The organism is Ruegeria sp. HKCCD6119, assembly GCF_013110585.1.
In the GTDB taxonomy this organism is placed as follows: domain Bacteria; phylum Pseudomonadota; class Alphaproteobacteria; order Rhodobacterales; family Rhodobacteraceae; genus Ruegeria.
On sequence record NZ_WVQV01000001.1, the window covers coordinates 861884 to 878299 of the forward strand.

The following is a 16416-nucleotide window of genomic DNA, read 5'->3' on the forward strand; positions in this document are numbered from 1 at the left end:
AAGGGCAAGCGAACCTATTCGCCCTGACCCTGTTGCAAATCGCTTCCATCACCAATCGCGGCGTTTATTCGGATGATTGCGGCTTCGGTGATGTCAGATGTGCTGACGACAACATTAGATCGCTCGATCATCACGCTGGCCCCAATTTCGCGCAACAGATCGACAAGCACCGGGCGCACAATCTCGGAAAAGGTCTGCTGGGCTTCTTCGCTGCGACGGGCCAGTACGTCCAGCTTTGCCCTTTGCCCCTCGCGATGGGACTGAACCTTGAGATCAAACGCCTCGGCCAAGGGGCGGAACTCGTCGGCCGACATGGTGGCGCGCTGCTCGGTAAGTTCCTTTTCTTCGCGGCTCAGTTCCGCGACAATCCGTTGGTTTTCTTCGGACAGTAAGGCGCTTTCCTTTTCAATTTCACGCAAAACGCGCTGTCCGAAAGCGGACTTGGCAAACAGCTCTTCACTGGACAGGGTGACCACACTGGCTTGAGGCACACCAAGCTGCTGAGCATTTGCCAAAGACGCCAGGACCATCGCCATAAATGCACACAGGGCCCAAAGCGGGCCCCGTGTTCTGCCAAGCAATCTGTTCAGCATCGCGGATCAGAACCGGGCCTGGATCGTAAAGTCAAAGTTCTGCTCCTTGTCGAAAGATTCTTTCTTGAGAGGCTGCGAAAAGTTGAACTGCAACGGCCCGAACGGAGTTTCCCAGAGCACCGAAATACCGATCACGTGCCGGATCGATCCGTTTGCACCGACAATGGTTGCACCTGCCGTATTGACGTTGTCGATGTTGTAGAGGTTGCCGACATCATAGAACAGGCCGCCACGCAGACCCAGCTCCTCGGGCAGACCCAGTGGGAAGTCGGTTTCGAAACGGGCAACCCAGTAGTAGTTGCCGCCGATCGCATCATCCTGACCGTTGGACAGGTCACGCGGTCCGATACCCGCAGGTTCAAAACCCCGGAAGGTATTGGGGCCCAGCACAAAGCGGTCAACAGTACGGCTGAAATCGTTTCCGCGCCAGTGCAGCGCGCCCAGCTCCATCGTGGCCCGAAGCACCACTTCTTCGTTCCATACCCGGGTTTGCGCGATACCACGCGCCGTGGTCTTGAAGTACTTGTTGTCCCCGCCAAGTCCAGCGGCATCAACGCCAACCTCGAACAGAACGCCGGTATTGGGGTCCAGACCGCCGATACGGCTGTCATAAATGTAGGACAGTCCCAAAGAACTGGACGTCCGTTTGCCCTGCGCAATTTCAGAAGCAATCACCGCGCCGTTAACTTCGTTGTCCTGCTGCGTCATCTCGCTGCGGTCCCAGCCATAGCGGAGCCGCAGAGCCGACAATTCACCGATCGCATAGGTCAGCTGCGGTGCAAAGAAAAGACTGCTTGTGTCGTAACTTGCAAACCCGGAATTGGTGGCAGACAGCCCCAGACCAAGGTCAAAGCGCAGCTTGCGACCCAGAAGGTAAGGCTCTGTGAAGCTGAGCGTATATTGTTCCGAGTCCTGCGCGGTCGAGATCGACACACCAAGGTTCTGGCCACGACCCAGGAAGTTGGATTCGTTCAGGGCAACGGCAATCCCGAAGCCGTCCGTAACCGAGTAGCTGCCTCCGAGGCTCAGCGAGCCGGTAGGTTGTTCTTCAACGTCTACATCCAGAATGACCTGGCTGGGCGACGATCCCTCGCGCGGCTCGACTTCCGCGACGGCGAAAAAGCCCAGGGCATTGATGCGCTCGGCGGCCTGACGGATTTCGCGGGGATTGAACGGGTCACCTTCGACGGTATCGAACTGACGGCGGATCACCCGGTCCAAGGTGGTTGTGTTACCTTCAATATCAATCCGCTCGACAAAGATCCGAGGACCTTTTGTCAGAACAAATTCGATATCCAAAGTCAGATCGCGGTCATTGCGTGTAACACGTGGTTCCACGCGAAGGAAATCCACACCTTGCTTCAGGCCCAGCCGTTCCTGTCGCGTAATCGAATTTTCAACCAGCGTCGGCGTATATGTCACGCCGGGCTTGATCTTCAGCGCGTCCTGATAAGGGGCCGGATCCACGCCCGGAATCTCACTGACGGTCGTGATCTTACCAAATGAGAATTTCTGGCCCTCGGTTACATTCATCACCAGGAAAAACGCATCCCGTTCGCTGGTAAACTCGACATTGGCGCTGTTCACGCGGAAGTCGACATAGCCTCGTGACAGGTAGAAATCCCGGATGACCTGCTTGTCGAACTCGATACGATCGCCGATGAAGGTGTCGTTCCTGAAGAACGTCCGCAGGAAAGTTGCCTGCTTGGTTTCCAGAACGCGGCGCAAGCGTCGGTCCGAAAAGGCACGGTTGCCGACAAAGCTGACACGTTCCACTTCGATGGTCGTGCCTTCGGCCACTTCGAAAACCAGATCAACCCGGTTGTCGCTGCGGCGGATAATCCGAGGGATCACGGTCGCGGCAACACGGCCTTGGGCTGAATACACTTCGGCAATCATATCAGCGTCAGACTCGGCCACCTGCGGGGTAAAGACGCGGCGCGGCTGCGATTCGATGACGTCCAGCAACACGTCGTCCTTGACGCGGGCGTTACCTTCGATGCTGATCTGGTTGATCGTCGGATATTCCTGCACCTTAATGACCAGCGTCGAGCCGCGCGGCGTCAGTTCGACTGTTTCAAATACACCACTGTCAAGCAATCGCTGATAGGCATCATTGAGCTGGCCGGCAGTTACGGTTTGGCCAGGTTCGATTCCCGTTCGGGCGATGATCGTACCGGTTTCGATCCGGCGATTGCCCTCAACGTCAAACGAATTGATCGTGAAATTTTGCGCCAGTGCTGCATGCGGAAAAGTCATTAAGCTTGCAGCAACAAAAAGGAAAAGAACCGCTAGCGCCTGCCACAAAATATTGTTTGTTGGCATTTGCTGCCCGCAGGATGTGCCCGCCCCTCGCCTGTCAGTCATTTTATGCTCTACCCAGAATTTTAAGACTTTAATGCTGAGTAACGGGATTGAATGAGCTTGTCAAAAGGCGAAATAGAAGCAGCCGCGAAGACTGCCATTCAAATTGACGACGTTAATTTCAGTAAGAATCACATGGCCGCCAGATAGGCGGCACCTGCCATAGCCAACGCCGTAACTGCAAAGCTCAGCAGAACATCCCAATTCAGCACGAACAGGAAGCTAAAGCTCTGATACGATTTTTTCAGCGTTTTGGTCATGGTTTTTCCCTCAGACGCAAAAATCATAACGTCAGAATGAGGCAATTTTGCGGCCCAATCTTGCGCCACGCGCCACAATTAGCAGAACAAATCGTTGCTCACTGAAAACAGCATGAGGGTGAGAATTAAGGTGATCCCTACACCCATGAGCACCCGCAAGGCCCCATCACTGGGTGGTTTCCCTGCAATGGCTTCATAGGCGTAGAACACAAGGTGCCCGCCATCCAATGCCGGGATCGGAAACAGGTTCAGCAATCCGACCGCCGTCGACAGAACCGCGATGAAGAAAATGAAGTTCTGCGCCCCCTGGCTGGCCATTGCCCCCGAGGTTTCGGCAATCCCGATCGGCCCCGAGATGTTACAGGTGCTGATTGCCCCCGTCACCATGTGCCACATACCAGACAGCGACCCTTCGATAATGCGGCCCGTCTGTCTGACACCGCCGGTCAGTGAATCCAGAATACCGGCCGGTTCAGTTGCTGGCTCCAGCATCATGCCCCCGATGATCCCAATCCGCCAATGGGTGACGAAACCGCCATCCGGCTGAGGTTCATCCGTGCGTCGGGGGGCCAATGCGAATTCCAGCTCGGACCCATCCCGCCAGACGTCCAACAGCAGAACCCGGCCGTCGGACCCTTCGACAAAATCCTTCAGCTGCTCGAAGGCAAAGATCGGCTCTCCGTTCACCGCCGTGATGACATCGCCTTGTTTCAGTTGAATATCCATCGCCGCGCTGCGTGGGGCCACTTGGCGGATCAGGGGTGGAAACATCCATGGTGCTTGTACATCCAGCGTCTCACCGTCCCGGATCACCGTGTAATCCAGAACCGGTTCCACAGGCAGCGCATCGATAAAGTCCTGCCAGGCCCCCTCTTCATCATAGTCAGGTGTCGGTGTGCCGGCGATTGCGGTGATCACATCACCTTCTCTCAGTTCCTGCACAGTGCCTGGCAAGGGTTGCAACGTTCCGACCGTCAGCGGCTCCTTCGATACGCCCTGTGACCAGAAAATCAGGCCAAACACCAGAATGGACATGACGAAGTTGAAGACAGGTCCGGCCGCGACCGTTGCGGCCCGTGCCCACAAAGGGGCACCATGCATGGTGCGGCGCAGCTCTTCCGGGCTTTGGGTAGCTATGCCTTCCATCGCCTTTTCATCCTTGCCCGATGCTGCATTGGCATCGCCCAGGAACTTTACGTACCCCCCAAACGGCAGCAACGCGATCTGCCATCTTGTCCCCCGTTTGTCGACACGGCTCCAGAGAACCGGGCCAAACCCGATCGAGAACACTTCGGCATGGATACCGGACCAACGCCCCACAATGTAGTGGCCGTATTCGTGCACCGCGACGATGACCGACAATGCGATGACAAACGCGACAATCGTCCAGAGAAGATTCCCAAATTGCGGGATTAGGGAAAGTACGTCCAAAATTCTATCCTGCTCGTTCCACCACAGCGTCATCGACCCACTGACGTGCCAGATGGTCTGTTTGCTGTACGTTATCAAGGGTCATCGGGGCATCAATAAGGCTGTCTGACGCGTCGAACCTGTCGAGAACCGCCGCGACGGCATCAGCCATATCCAGAAATCCGGTCCGGCGCGCGATGAAATGATCCAGCGCACGTTCCTTCGCGGCGTTGAAAACAGCACCCGCCAGGCCGCCACGCGCCATCACATCCCGGGCCAGTTTCAATGCGGGATAACGTGCCAGATCCGGAGCGTTGAAACGCAACTGCCCCAGCTTGGCCAAATCAAGGCGCTGTATCGGCAATTCCCGTCTTTCGGGCCAATGCAGTGCGTAACCGATGGCGTGGCGCATATCGGGTGCCCCCATATGGGCCATCACCGCACCATCACGATACCCGACCAGGGCGTGTACTATGGATTCCGGATGCACCAGCACTTCGATCTGATCCGGATTGACACCGAAATATTCTTTTGTTTCTATAACTTCCAGCGCCTTGTTGAACATGGATGCGCTGTCGATGGTGATACGCTGCCCCATATCCCAATTCGGATGGCTCGAGGCTTGTTCCACCGTCGCGTTCACCAGTTCACTCAGGGGCCAATCACGAAACGCCCCGCCGCTGGCGGTGATGATCACACGCTCGACTGTTTCGATGTCTTCACCGACCAAAGCCTGAAACACCGCCGAATGTTCGCTGTCGACCGGCAGCAATCGCGCACCATGCCGTTTGGCCGTTTCCAGAACCAACGATCCTGCGCAGACCAATGTCTCTTTGTTGGCCAGTGCCAGGGTCGCCCCCTGTTTCAACGCCTCGATGCCCGGCGCCAACCCGGCCGAGCCGACAATGGCCGACATGATCCAATCCGCCGGACGTGCCGCAGCCTCGACGATGGCACGCGGGCCCGCAGCCGCCTCGACGCCACTGCCGGCCAAAGCGGAACGCAGGTCATCAAGCCGGTCTTCATGAGCAGTGACGGCAATATCGGCACCGAGCCGACGCGCGTCATCCGCAAGTCTTTGAATATTGGCGCCACCGGTCAAGGCCACGACGTCATACTCGGACGGTGCACGCGAAATCAGATCAATCGTATTCTGCCCGATCGACCCGGTGGCTCCAAAAACAGATACCTTTCGCATTACATTTCACCCGGCGAATAGATCAGCCCCGCGATCAGAACGAACAGCGCGGCCCCCATCATGCCATCGAACCGATCCAGAAAGCCGCCATGGCCCGGTATCAGGTTCGAACTGTCTTTGACACCGAACTTGCGTTTGACCGCACTTTCAGCAATATCACCGGCTTGGCTTGCCATTGAAGCCAAAACGGAAACAAGGACAAAAGCGAATCCAAAGCCGGCCAGGCTTGCAAAAACCGCGCCGACACATGCCGCGGCGGCCCACCCTCCGGCGGTTCCCGACCACGTCTTCTTCGGGCTGACCTTGGGCCAGAATTTCGGGCCACCAACCGCCTTGCCCACGAAATAGCCCGCGACGTCCGTGGCGACCACGACAGCAATCAGCCAAACCATCCAGCCAAAACCGGAATTTTCGCGGATCGAAATGAAACCCAGCCCGGCCCCGACGATCCAGACCACGAACAACCCGAACAGAACCTTCGAACGACTGATCTGCCCCACTCCCACAAGCGCAGGCGCAAGCACGACCGGCAAAGTGTAAATCGTCGGCAGATGATAGCTGAGAACCACGGTGATGCTTGTCAGAATCCCCAATTGAACAGCCACGCCGCGGGCTTGCGGGTCGATCATCCGAACCAATTCCCACGTCATCAGACCACAGGCTGCGGCGATGAAGGTTTCGAACCACCACCCGCCAAGCCAGACTTCGATTGATCCGATCACGACAAGAACAGCAGCAGAAAGAACCCGTGTTGTCAGGTCAGACCATCGGCCGTCTCTCATGCCAGAACCGCTCCGAACCGCCGATCTCTGGTGCCGTAATTCTGGCACAGACGGGCCAGTTCAGCAGCAGTGAAGTCCGGCCAGAGGGTGTCGATGAATTCATATTCCGAGTAAGCCGATTGCCAAAGAAGAAAATTTGAAATCCGCGCTTCACCGCTGGTTCGGATAACAAGGTCGGGATCAGGAAGAACACGCGTATCCAGATATTTAGGAAGAGTTTCTTCATCCACCTCTTCGGGTTTCAGCCGCCCTTCAGCCACATCCCGTGCCAGACGCTTGGTGGCGCGTGCGACCTCGTCGCGACCACCGTAATTCAGCGCGACGGTCAAATGAACCAGATCGTTGTTCTTGGTTTCTTCTTCCAGCGAGTCCATCAACTCGATCAATTTGGAATCCAGCCGGACCCGATCTCCGATGAACCGAACGCGGATGCCATTATCCGCAAGTGTCCGGGTTTCCTTGATGATGTAGCGGCGAAACAGGTTCATCAGGCCGGCCACCTCGACCTGGGTCCGCTTCCAGTTTTCGGTCGAAAAAGCGAACACCGTCAGGTACTTGATCCCCAAACCAGGGCAGGCCTCGACAACCTCGCGCACGCGCCGCGCGCCGGCATGGTGGCCGAACAGCCGGGGACGGCCGCGCGCCTGCGCCCAACGACCATTGCCATCCATGATGATGGCCACATGGCGCGGGCCGGACTCCAGCTCGGTTTGCGGGTCTTTTGGCATCAGTTCGGCTCAGACCTGCATGATTTCGGCTTGCTTGGTTTCGAGCGCAGCATCCACGGCCTTGATCATCTCATCCGTCATGTCCTGAACTTCGCTTTCCCAAAGCTTCTGGTCATCTTCCGACATGCCGTCCGCCTTGGCCTTCTTGATCTGATCCATGCCATCGCGACGCACGTTGCGGATCGCAATGCGCGCGTTTTCCGCGTACTGACCGGCGACCTTGCTCAGCTCGCGGCGGCGTTCTTCGTTCAACTCGGGAATCGGCAGCATTATGATGGTTCCGTTCAATTGCGGATTGATACCAAGGCCGCTTTCGCGGATGGCCTTTTCCACCTTACCCACCAGTGACTTGTCCCAGACGTTAACAGTGACCATACGCGGTTCGGGCACGTTCACGGTGCCCACCTGGTTGATCGGTGTCATCGAGCCGTAAGCGTCAACCATGACAGGTTCCAGCATCGAGGCCGAAGCACGCCCTGTTCGCAATGATGCAAATTCGGTTTTCAGATTGGCCATTGCGCCATCCATGCGGCGCTGCAGATCATTGGTGTCCAGTTCGAAGTCGTCAGACATTCTGCTCACTCCCCGTCTTCAGGTACTCTTTGGATGGGTCTTACGCCATCGCAATTGGGATGTATAGCAATCATGATCGGGAATTGTATCAATGGCCAGAGGTGTTGCGACCAATTTGGACAAACATCGTTTTCCGGAACCTGGCCGAGTTTCTTCGGCCAGGTTGCTTTCATGGGTCAGCCTCAGGCGTTCACATCCACCACGACGCGGCCCTTGACCTGACCTTTCAGAATGTCGGCGCCCAGTTGCGGCAGATCGGACAAACCGGCCGGTTGAACCATCGCCTCAAGCTTGTCCATCGGCAGATCCGTTGCGATCCGTTTCCACGCGCGCACCCTGTTGTCATAGGGCTGCATCACGCTGTCGATGCCCAAAAGGTTCACGCCGCGTAGCAGGAACGGAATCACCGTCGCAGGCAAAGCAGCCCCCCCTGCCAAACCTACCGCAGCAACAGAGCATCCGTATTTCATCTGGCCCAGAACGCGTGCCAGCATGGCGCCGCCCACAGCGTCAACGCAGCCCGCCCATGTTTCGCTTTCCAGAGGGCGTTTTGTGGTCTCGTTCAGGTCGTCGCGCGGCACGATGGTCGTCGCTCCAAGTGATTTCAGATAGTCACCGGTTTCGGGCCGTCCGGTGACCGCGGCGACCTCATAGCCCAAATTGCCAAGAATGGCCGTGGCCACCGACCCGACGCCGCCCGCGGCCCCGGTTACCAATACCGGTCCACGATCCGGGGTCAGCCCATGATCCTCCAGCGCCATGACCGCCAGCATCGCAGTAAACCCGGCAGTGCCCACTGCCATTGCCTGACGCGTTGTCAGCCCATCGGCCAGCGGCACCAGCCAATCGGCCCGCGCGTTGGCTTTTTGCGAATAGCCGCCCCAGTGTGCCTCACCAACGCGCCATCCGGTCAGAACAACCTTGTCTCCGGGTTTGTAGCGGTCATCCGATGAGGCCTCGACCGTGCCGGCGTAGTCAATGCCGGGGACATGCGGATAGGCCCGCACCAGCCCGCCCCCTTTCGGAGACAGGCACAGGCCGTCCTTGTAGTTCACCGTAGAATATTCGACCGCAACCGTGACATCACCATGCGGCAGGTCATCCACCGACAATTGTTTGATCGAGCCGGTGGCAAGTCCGCTCTCTTCATCCTTGTCCATCACAAGTGCATTGAACATCTGTCATTCCTTTCGTGTTCAGCGACCAGCCCATGTCGTCAACTGGTTCAAAATTTCCCGAGGTCGACGCGGCAGCGTCCTTGATTCTGCTAGATCCAGAAATGCGATTGCACGGTCGCGCGGCGCATCCCGGCCGGTGTTTCCACTTCCAGTTCCGTCCCGGCATCCCAATGGCTCAGGCGCACCATACCGATCGCCACATTGGTTTCAAAATCCGGAGACCAGGCCGCTGATGTCACCTGCCCCACGCGCTTGCCGCTTGCAAACAGGTCCCAGGGACGATCGCAGCCCGGTACAGGCTCACCGGCGATGGCGATTGGCCGGATTTGCTGCACCGGCCCTTCCTTGGCGACACGCAACAGAGCATCCCGACCGATACAGCCAATCGCGGTATGCGTGTTGCAGAACTTTCCCAGACCGCATTCATGCGGGGTATTGTCGTCGGTCATGTCGTTCCCATAGGACAACAGCCCGCCCTCAATGCGTTCGATCAGGTTCGGGCAGCCCGCGCGCACGTGCAGGTCTTCGCCGGCGGCAAACAGGGCGTTCCACAAAGGCATGCCGATATCGCCACCTTCAACGTATATCTCGAAACCACCCTGTTTCGAATAACCGGATCGCGCGACGGCCAGATCGCGCCCCTCGAACTCGAACATGTCAAATTTAAAGAAACGGATGTCGCGCACTCGGTCCCCGAAGACACGCGCCATCAGCTCGTCCGCCTTTGGGCCCTGAACGGCAAGCGGCGACACGTCCGGTTCATCCACCAGCACATCCAGACGGTACCCAACGGCGATACCCTTGACCCACAGCAACAGATCACTGTCGGCAATCGAGATCCACCATCGGTCTTCGGACAACTTCACCGCCACCGGGTCGTTCAGCATGCCGCCGGTTTCGTCAACGATCGGCACATAGAAACATTGCCCCGGCAGCATACCGCGCAGATCGCGCGGGGTCAGCATCTGCATCAGACGCGCAGCATCAGGGCCACGCAATTCAACCTGCCGCTCGCACGACACATCCCAGACCTGCACATGGGTCTTAAGATGCCGGTAATCGGCTTCAACACTTTCAAAAACCGTCGGCAACAACATACGGTTGTAGACCGTATAACCCTTGACCCCGGCAGCTTCGACTCCTTCAGAGAACGGAGTGCGCCGCAAGCGGCGTGAGGCGGAAATCTGCGGCATTCATACCTCCTGCGGCATAAAGACGATATCACTGACAGGCGCTTCCGAGCCCGTCTCGGTAAGCATTTTGTGCACTTGCCCCCTGTGATGGGTCTGATGATTGAAGAAATGGATCACGCACAGCGCGTAAGGCATTGTGACATCAGCCTCTTTTGCGGCGGAATACCACGTGAACGAGCCGGTCAGCGGATCATCCCCCAGCCCTTCTGCCCAGTTCAGGATACGCGCATCGATCTTTTCGCGTAACGCCAACCAGCTTTGCAGGTCCGGGCACAGGTATACGCTTTCATGGATACCCCCGCCCGCCTTGTGAATATTGCCATCTGGCCCGTCGCGCTTTTCGAAACGCGACATCCACATCCAGTCACCCCACAGCAGATGGTTCACCGTGCCCATAATCGAGCCAAAGAATGCTCCGCGTTCAAGGGTCAGTTCCTTCGGTGTCAGAGATTGCAAAAACTCTGCCAACTGATTGTTCTGCCAGCGATTGTAACGCGCCATTTCCTGCGCATACCCGCCCGTGATCATCATTTGGGCCCGTGCCAGTCGATCGGGCAGATTTCAGCGGACTTGCCGCCAAAGTCCCAGACCCGGCCATAGTCTCGCACCTTCGATTTGGTGCCACGCGCCACGATGATGTCAGGTCCCATCCAGTATTTGGAATTTGAGACCATCACCGGATGCTCCGGGTCCTTGCCCGCAAGCATCTCGATCTCTCCCTGTATCTTGCGACCAATCGCGATCCGACGTTTGTTTCCGTCGCGCTCGATCTGGACCGGCGCCCGTTCCGCACCGATGATCTCGCTGACCAGCATGGTAAACAGACCCGTCGTGCCGCCCGCCTGACCGCTGAAGATTTGCAACAATCCGTTGTAAGCCTTGCCGCTTGCGCGCTCGTCGACATAAGCGGCGACTTTCCACTGGCCTTCCCCCATCCGGCCCGGAATATCGACCAGCAAGCCGACATTCAGACCCGACAGATCCTCGCCTTCATAGTGGCCTTCATCAACGATGATGCCCATCCAAGCATGGCAGTGACCTTCCGTAGGGGGATGTGCGCCCAGCGACACCACGCAGGGGCAAAACACGTCACATGAACAGTTCAGGATCAGTTCACCCTTGATGGCCCATTCCGTCGGACTCATCTCTCGCCGCTTGGGATTGGGCATGCGGCTGTCGATACGCTGACTGACGGGCAGCCGATCGGCATCTGGTTTTCTGTTTTTAGCCATTGGCTTATCCTCCGTAGCTAATTGGATACACGAGCAGGACGAGACCGCCCGCAATCAACACAAACCCCATTGGACGGGTCACGGCGTGCCCGATCTGAGGAAGTTTCTCCAAAACCATGAACAGGGTCGCGAGCCCCATCCACAACAGGCTCATGACACCGCCTACAAAGCCGAGTGCCATAAAGCCCCAGCAACAGCCGACGCAAAAGGCGCCAAGACCCAGGCCCATGCGCACGCCACCTGCAAAACCGGTTCTCCAATGTCCCAGGAAATAGGTCATCGGGGCATGGCAGACACCGTGGCACACCTCTTTGGCGCGGGAAAACTGAAAGGCGCCCACGGCAATCATCAAGCCGCCCGCGACCCAGCCGGATTTGGCAATTCCCAGCATATCGACAACACCGCCAAACAGCAGAACCAACTGAATTCCTGCGATCACGGCCGCAAACCCGACCCAGACGATGGAATACCCGGCAAGAACCCCCAGCCAGCCGGCGCGGCTGCCATTTGCGCTGCGGATCAGGTCATCGTAACTGCGCAGGGTCGGGATCAGGGTCGGCAGCATCATGGCCGCCATCATGATCGCCCACATTGAAAACAGCGGCCCGAACTCGGCCATGGGCATGTACATGTCCATGCGCGGATCCATCGCGGCCATCGCCTGCCCCATCGGCCCCGGACGGCCGATCAGATCAAGGCCCATGTCCCGGCTCATCGAGAACATGACCCACCACGCCCACAAGATCAGAACATAAAAGCCCAGCCACATTCCGCTGCGCAGCCACGTACGACTCACTTCGGCCTCCCGACTCAACTCCCTTGCTTTTCAAATGTCAGACTTTTAAATGTCAGACAAATAAAAATTTGCCCAAGGCCGTCTGAAGATGAAAACCGCGCCCCGGAAAACCGCAGACCTGTCTGCCCAGATCGCCCAGGCTATTCGGGATGCGATCGTATCGGGTGAACTGATCGTGGACGCGCGCCTGCCGTCCGAAGCCGAGCTGTCGGATCAGTTCCAGGTCTCTCGCCCGACCGTGCGTGAGGCATTGAAACGGCTGGCCGCGCAATCCTTGATCCGCACACAACGCGGCGCTTCCGGCGGGGCGTTCGTGAATCGCCTGAGCTTTGAGGATGCCTATTCTCAGCAAGTCACGACTTCGACATTGCTGCTGTCGATGAATGCGGTCAGCTTCGATACCGCATGCGAGGCGCGATATGCCCTGGAAAGGGCCTGTGCGCCTTTGTCAGCGCAGCGGCGCACGGCAGATCACCTGGCGACCATGCGGGCAGAAATATTCCGCCAGTCCCAACCGGGCCTGACGGACGAGGCATTTTGCGCCTCGGACGTGACTTTCCATCGCGCGCTGGTGGATGGGGCTGGCAACCCGGTCCTGTCCTATCAGCTGGCGGGCGCCGTGGAAGCGATGCAACCGCTGATGAACATGATCACATTCACGGCGCGATCCCGCGAAGAGATCATCGGACTGCACAGCAGAATAGTGGACGCGCTTGAGGCAAAAGACGCGGACACCGTAGACTCCGCACTTGTTGATCTGGAACATTACACACGACGGCTGGCCCATGACGTGGCCGAAAACAAACGTAAACCGACCTGAGGGCCGCATTCGAAACAAGATCAGAACAAGGGGCAAAAAAGCGGGCAGATTTTCATCCGGCGCCAAGATCGGAACTTTCAATATGAATTGAAGTTCAATGACTTACGGGAGGACGTTATGAACCAAAGACCGGACCCTAGTTTTTATCCATCCGCGAAACTGGCGATGGAGGGCCCCGCCGAGACGCTTGCATTCACGCTGATGCTCAGCCCTGACTTTTCTCAACCCGACGGGCTGGCGGTTGTGAATGTCGATCCAAGCTCGGACGATTTCGGAAAGATCGTGCATCAGGTGATCATGCCCGAAAAGGGCGACGAATTTCACCATTTTGGCTGGAACGCCTGTTCTTCTTCCCTGTCGCCGCTGAGCGGTCATGCGTTTCTGGAGCGGCGCTATCTGATCATCCCGGGCATCCGGTCCAGCCGGATTTATGTCATTGACGTGAAGAACCCGCTTGAGGCCAAGATTCACAAGATCATCGAACCCGAAGAAGTCTTTGCAAAGACAGGGTATTCCCGTCCGCACACGATCCATTGCGGGCCCGAGGGCATCTATGTCAGCACCCTTGGTGGCGGCGGCCCCGACGGCACAGATGGCCCTCCGGGCATATTCATCATGGATTGCGAGACCTTCGATATCATCGGGCGCTATGAGATCGAGCGCGGCGTGCAGGACAAGCATTATGATTTCTGGTGGAACCTGCCGCGTGACTACATGGTCAGTTCCGAATGGGGCCTGCCGCCGCAATTCGAAAACGGGCTGGTGGCCGAGGATCTGTTGTCCAACAAGTACGGCCACCGGATCCATTTCTGGAACCTTCGGAACCGGACGAATATTCAAACCATCGATCTGGGCGAAAACCATCAGATGGCCCTGGAAATCCGCCCCGCGCATGATCCCGTAAAACAATACGGGTTCTGCGGCGTTGTCGTCGATACGACCAACCTGCAAGGGGCGATCTTCACCTGGTGGCGCAATGATGACGGCACGTTCGAAGCCAAGAAGACCATAACAATCGATCCGCAACCCGCTGATCCTGATGATCTTCCTGACCTTCTGAAGGGCTTCTCTGCCGTTCCGCCGCTGGTCACTGATATCGACCTGAGCCTGGACGACAAGTACCTCTATGTCGCGTGCTGGGGAACCGGCGAGATGCATCAATACGATGTATCCGACCCGATGAACCCAACCCTGGCAGGCAAGGTCGAGATCGGCGGAATCGTCAAAAAGACAAAGCATCCAAATGGTCAAACCTTTGGCTATGGTCCACAGATGGTCGAAATCAGCCGCGACGGCAAACGCGTCTATTGGACCAATTCGCTTTATTCCACGTGGGACGATCAGTTCTACCCCGAGGAAGGTGGTGCGGCCATGGTCAAGGCTGATGTCGGCGAGAATGGTGGTCTGACATTGGATCCGAAGTTCTGGGTAGAGTTTCCCAAGGGCTATCGCAGCCACCAGATACGGTTGGAGGGCGGAGACTGTTCAACCGACAGCTTCTGCTATCCGTCGGTCTGAGTTGGAATTATTGATGTCATCAACGGCTGGCCTGTGGCTGGCCGTTGTTCTGAGCGGAGCCTATCACGGCCTGAACCCCGGCATGGGCTGGCCGCTGGCGGTGTCTTCGGCTCTGATGGAACAACGCCAATCCGCGCTTTGGGGTGCACTCGCGGCTTTGGCTGGCGGGCATTTCGTGGCCATGCTTGGCGTACTTCTTCCTTTTGCCCTGATGGCCGTACTGGTCGATTATCAGAATGAAATCCGCATCGGCGCGGCTCTGGTCGTGATTGGCATGGGCCTGTACATCGCGATAACCCGCCGTCATCCCCGCTTTCTTTCGCGGATCCCGCCAAGCAGGCTCGCGCTGTGGTCTTTTCTTGTGGCGCTTGCCCACGGGGCTGCCCTGATGCTGGTTCCAATCTATCTGGGCCTGTGTGCCGTGGATGAACTGGACGCGGGCCATCAAGCGATTTCTCAGATCATGACCACGAACACCCTTTTGGTTCTGGGCGTCGCCGCGCTGCATACGGCCGCCATGGTTCTGGGTGGCGGGTTTTTGGCCTTTGCGGTCTATCGTTGGCTTGGTCTGCAATTCCTGTCGCGCAGCTGGTTCAACCTGGAACTCATCTGGGCCCTGAGTCTCATTCTGGTCGGTGGTCTGGGTCTTTGGTCCACCCTTGGCTGACCTTGTACTTTGTTTTGAAACGCGCTTTGTCTGCATCGAAACAAAACTGGAGCTTCCGAATGCAGGACCAAACCCGCCCAACCGAAGTGCTGCGTCAGGGCAAAATCGACGACTGGACGGCCGCCACAACCCATGCTTTCACCCGCGAGTTGTCTGACGGCACCCTGCCCGAGAACAAGATGCGCTGGTATCTGCAACAGGATTATCAGTTCGTCGACGGTTTCGTGCGTCTTTTGGCCAGCGCCATCGCGCATGCGCCGACCCTTGCTGACAGCGTACCGGCCGCGCAGTTTCTGGCGGTGATCACAGGCCCCGAGAACACCTATTTCCTGCGCGCGATGGACGCTTTGGGCACTGAGCCCAGCACCGAGCCCGCGCCTGCCACGCGGGCGTTTCAAGATCTGATGGCCGAAGCCGCAGCCTCTGACCGTTATCAGAACATGCTGGCGGTACTCGTCGTGGCGGAATGGGTATACCTGAGCTGGGCCAGCCCAGAAAACCCGCCCAAAGACGGCTTGCCGTTCTGGTTTGCAGAATGGATCACGCTACATGCGGGCGAAGGGTTCGAAAGCGTCGTGGAGTATCTGCGCAGTCAGTTGGATAACGTCTGGCCGACGCTGGATGCGGCCGAACAGGCCGAGGTCACGCGACTGTTCCATCGCGCTGTCGAACTGGAACGTGATTTCTTTGACGCCGCCTACGCGGCCCGAACCATAAGGGGGCCGGAATGGTCGCAACTCTGAACGTCATCGCGGCATTGCTGACCATCGGGTTCGGCGCATTCGGGTTTCTGGCGCCGGCCCACACCGCGTCGGCCCTGGATCTGGCCCCGACCAACAGCACGATGGGGTTGTCCGAGATGCGCGCCTCGGTCGGTGGTTTGTTTGTTGTGACGGGGATCGCCGTTATCTGGCTGAACAACCCAATGGCCTATGTCATGCTGGGCATTGTCTATTCCGGTGCGGCGCTGGGCCGGTTTGTGTCAGTCGCGCTGGACAATCCCCCCTTGGCCAAGGCGTTGATCTTTGGGGGAATCGAACTGGTTCTGGCCGTCTGGCTCATCGCTGCAAACTTCAACAAAGCCACCTAACAGATTGGAAATGT

Annotated in this window: 18 protein-coding genes; 5 read left to right on the top strand and 13 right to left on the bottom strand. The window is 57.7% G+C overall.

The genetic code is table 11. From position 1 onward, the window contains the following. Positions 1 to 14: 14 nt before the first annotated feature. The 13 genes from GS611_RS04375 to GS611_RS04430 all read right to left on the bottom strand — a co-directional run bounded on the left by GS611_RS04375 (position 15) and on the right by GS611_RS04430 (position 12280). The gene (locus tag GS611_RS04375; protein WP_171632589.1) at positions 15 to 536 is read right to left on the bottom strand and encodes an OmpH family outer membrane protein; all 522 of its coding nucleotides are present in this window, start codon (positions 534 to 536) and stop codon (positions 15 to 17) included. A 63-nt stretch (positions 537 to 599) separates the two neighbouring features. Further along, a complete protein-coding gene (gene bamA, locus GS611_RS04380) occupies positions 600 to 2852 on the bottom strand; it encodes an outer membrane protein assembly factor BamA (RefSeq protein ID WP_371732220.1) in 2253 nt (750 codons plus the stop codon). Positions 2853 to 3088: 236 nt separating this feature from the next. Then, positions 3089 to 3217, bottom strand: a complete 129-nt coding sequence (locus tag GS611_RS21250; RefSeq protein ID WP_256367495.1) for a hypothetical protein — start codon at positions 3215 to 3217, stop codon at positions 3089 to 3091. A 78-nt stretch (positions 3218 to 3295) separates the two neighbouring features. Then, the gene (gene rseP / locus GS611_RS04385; RefSeq protein WP_171632595.1) at positions 3296 to 4648 is read right to left on the bottom strand and encodes an RIP metalloprotease RseP; all 1353 of its coding nucleotides are present in this window, start codon (positions 4646 to 4648) and stop codon (positions 3296 to 3298) included. 4 nt (positions 4649 to 4652) lie between these two features. Then, entirely contained in the window at positions 4653 to 5825 is a 1173-nt protein-coding gene (dxr, locus tag GS611_RS04390) for a 1-deoxy-D-xylulose-5-phosphate reductoisomerase (RefSeq protein ID WP_171632598.1), read from the bottom strand. Next, positions 5825 to 6607: a phosphatidate cytidylyltransferase gene (locus GS611_RS04395; protein ID WP_171632601.1), complete on the bottom strand. Its 783-nt coding sequence runs from the start codon at positions 6605 to 6607 to the stop codon at positions 5825 to 5827. The genes dxr and GS611_RS04395 overlap by 1 nt, the downstream gene beginning before the upstream one ends. Further along, positions 6604 to 7335, bottom strand: a complete 732-nt coding sequence (locus tag GS611_RS04400) for an isoprenyl transferase (RefSeq protein WP_171116012.1) — start codon at positions 7333 to 7335, stop codon at positions 6604 to 6606. The genes GS611_RS04395 and GS611_RS04400 overlap by 4 nt, the downstream gene beginning before the upstream one ends. 9 nt (positions 7336 to 7344) lie before the next feature. Further along, positions 7345 to 7908, bottom strand: coding sequence for a ribosome recycling factor (frr, locus tag GS611_RS04405; protein ID WP_171632603.1), 564 nt, complete (start codon positions 7906 to 7908; stop codon positions 7345 to 7347). A gap of 182 nt (positions 7909 to 8090) precedes the next feature. Next, entirely contained in the window at positions 8091 to 9086 is a 996-nt protein-coding gene (gene acuI / locus GS611_RS04410) for an acryloyl-CoA reductase (protein ID WP_171632607.1), read from the bottom strand. Positions 9087 to 9175: 89 nt separating this feature from the next. Further along, entirely contained in the window at positions 9176 to 10279 is a 1104-nt protein-coding gene (locus GS611_RS04415; protein WP_171632609.1) for a dimethylsulfoniopropionate demethylase, read from the bottom strand. Further along, positions 10280 to 10810, bottom strand: coding sequence for a DinB family protein (locus GS611_RS04420; RefSeq protein WP_371732221.1), 531 nt, complete (start codon positions 10808 to 10810; stop codon positions 10280 to 10282). Further along, on the bottom strand, positions 10807 to 11511 hold the full coding sequence (locus GS611_RS04425) for a DUF1326 domain-containing protein (protein WP_152457918.1): 705 nt from the start codon (positions 11509 to 11511) through the stop codon (positions 10807 to 10809). Before GS611_RS04425 ends, GS611_RS04420 begins: the two co-directional genes overlap by 4 nt. A 4-nt stretch (positions 11512 to 11515) precedes the next feature. Next, the gene (locus GS611_RS04430; protein WP_171633831.1) at positions 11516 to 12280 is read right to left on the bottom strand and encodes a DUF2182 domain-containing protein; all 765 of its coding nucleotides are present in this window, start codon (positions 12278 to 12280) and stop codon (positions 11516 to 11518) included. 115 nt (positions 12281 to 12395) lie between these two features. Between GS611_RS04430 and GS611_RS04435 the strand changes: the two genes are divergently transcribed. The 5 genes from GS611_RS04435 to GS611_RS04455 all read left to right on the top strand — a co-directional run bounded on the left by GS611_RS04435 (position 12396) and on the right by GS611_RS04455 (position 16402). Then, positions 12396 to 13127: a FadR/GntR family transcriptional regulator gene (locus GS611_RS04435; RefSeq protein ID WP_171632612.1), complete on the top strand. Its 732-nt coding sequence runs from the start codon at positions 12396 to 12398 to the stop codon at positions 13125 to 13127. 117 nt (positions 13128 to 13244) lie between these two features. Then, the gene (locus GS611_RS04440; protein WP_152457916.1) at positions 13245 to 14645 is read left to right on the top strand and encodes a selenium-binding protein SBP56-related protein; all 1401 of its coding nucleotides are present in this window, start codon (positions 13245 to 13247) and stop codon (positions 14643 to 14645) included. Between the two features lie 13 nt (positions 14646 to 14658). After that, entirely contained in the window at positions 14659 to 15312 is a 654-nt protein-coding gene (locus tag GS611_RS04445) for a hypothetical protein (protein WP_171632615.1), read from the top strand. A 59-nt stretch (positions 15313 to 15371) separates the two neighbouring features. Continuing rightward, complete coding sequence (locus GS611_RS04450) at positions 15372 to 16055, top strand: TenA family protein (protein WP_171632617.1); 684 nt, start codon at positions 15372 to 15374, stop codon at positions 16053 to 16055. Then, positions 16040 to 16402, top strand: coding sequence for a DUF4345 family protein (locus GS611_RS04455; RefSeq protein WP_152457913.1), 363 nt, complete (start codon positions 16040 to 16042; stop codon positions 16400 to 16402). Before GS611_RS04450 ends, GS611_RS04455 begins: the two co-directional genes overlap by 16 nt. Positions 16403 to 16416 lie beyond the last annotated feature (14 nt).

Bases quoted from the DNA above. Each gene is read 5' to 3' on its own strand.
- GS611_RS04400 (WP_171116012.1), bottom strand. From the start codon at position 7,335: ATGCCAAAAGACCCGCAAACCGAGCTGGAGTCCGGCCCGCGCCATGTG.
- bamA (WP_371732220.1), bottom strand. From the start codon at position 2,852: ATGACTTTTCCGCATGCAGCACTGGCGCAAAATTTCACGATCAATTCG.
- dxr (WP_171632598.1), bottom strand. From the start codon at position 5,825: ATGCGAAAGGTATCTGTTTTTGGAGCCACCGGGTCGATCGGGCAGAAT.
- frr (WP_171632603.1), bottom strand. From the start codon at position 7,908: ATGTCTGACGACTTCGAACTGGACACCAATGATCTGCAGCGCCGCATG.
- GS611_RS04430 (WP_171633831.1), bottom strand. From the start codon at position 12,280: ATGTGGCTGGGCTTTTATGTTCTGATCTTGTGGGCGTGGTGGGTCATG.
- GS611_RS04435 (WP_171632612.1), top strand. From the start codon at position 12,396: ATGAAAACCGCGCCCCGGAAAACCGCAGACCTGTCTGCCCAGATCGCC.
- acuI (WP_171632607.1), bottom strand. From the start codon at position 9,086: ATGTTCAATGCACTTGTGATGGACAAGGATGAAGAGAGCGGACTTGCC.
- GS611_RS04395 (WP_171632601.1), bottom strand. From the start codon at position 6,607: ATGAGAGACGGCCGATGGTCTGACCTGACAACACGGGTTCTTTCTGCT.
- GS611_RS04420 (WP_371732221.1), bottom strand. From the start codon at position 10,810: ATGATGATCACGGGCGGGTATGCGCAGGAAATGGCGCGTTACAATCGC.
- GS611_RS21250 (WP_256367495.1), bottom strand. From the start codon at position 3,217: ATGACCAAAACGCTGAAAAAATCGTATCAGAGCTTTAGCTTCCTGTTC.
- GS611_RS04455 (WP_152457913.1), top strand. From the start codon at position 16,040: ATGGTCGCAACTCTGAACGTCATCGCGGCATTGCTGACCATCGGGTTC.
- GS611_RS04450 (WP_171632617.1), top strand. From the start codon at position 15,372: ATGCAGGACCAAACCCGCCCAACCGAAGTGCTGCGTCAGGGCAAAATC.
- GS611_RS04425 (WP_152457918.1), bottom strand. From the start codon at position 11,511: ATGGCTAAAAACAGAAAACCAGATGCCGATCGGCTGCCCGTCAGTCAG.
- GS611_RS04445 (WP_171632615.1), top strand. From the start codon at position 14,659: ATGTCATCAACGGCTGGCCTGTGGCTGGCCGTTGTTCTGAGCGGAGCC.
- GS611_RS04440 (WP_152457916.1), top strand. From the start codon at position 13,245: ATGAACCAAAGACCGGACCCTAGTTTTTATCCATCCGCGAAACTGGCG.
- GS611_RS04375 (WP_171632589.1), bottom strand. From the start codon at position 536: ATGGCGATGGTCCTGGCGTCTTTGGCAAATGCTCAGCAGCTTGGTGTG.
- GS611_RS04415 (WP_171632609.1), bottom strand. From the start codon at position 10,279: ATGCCGCAGATTTCCGCCTCACGCCGCTTGCGGCGCACTCCGTTCTCT.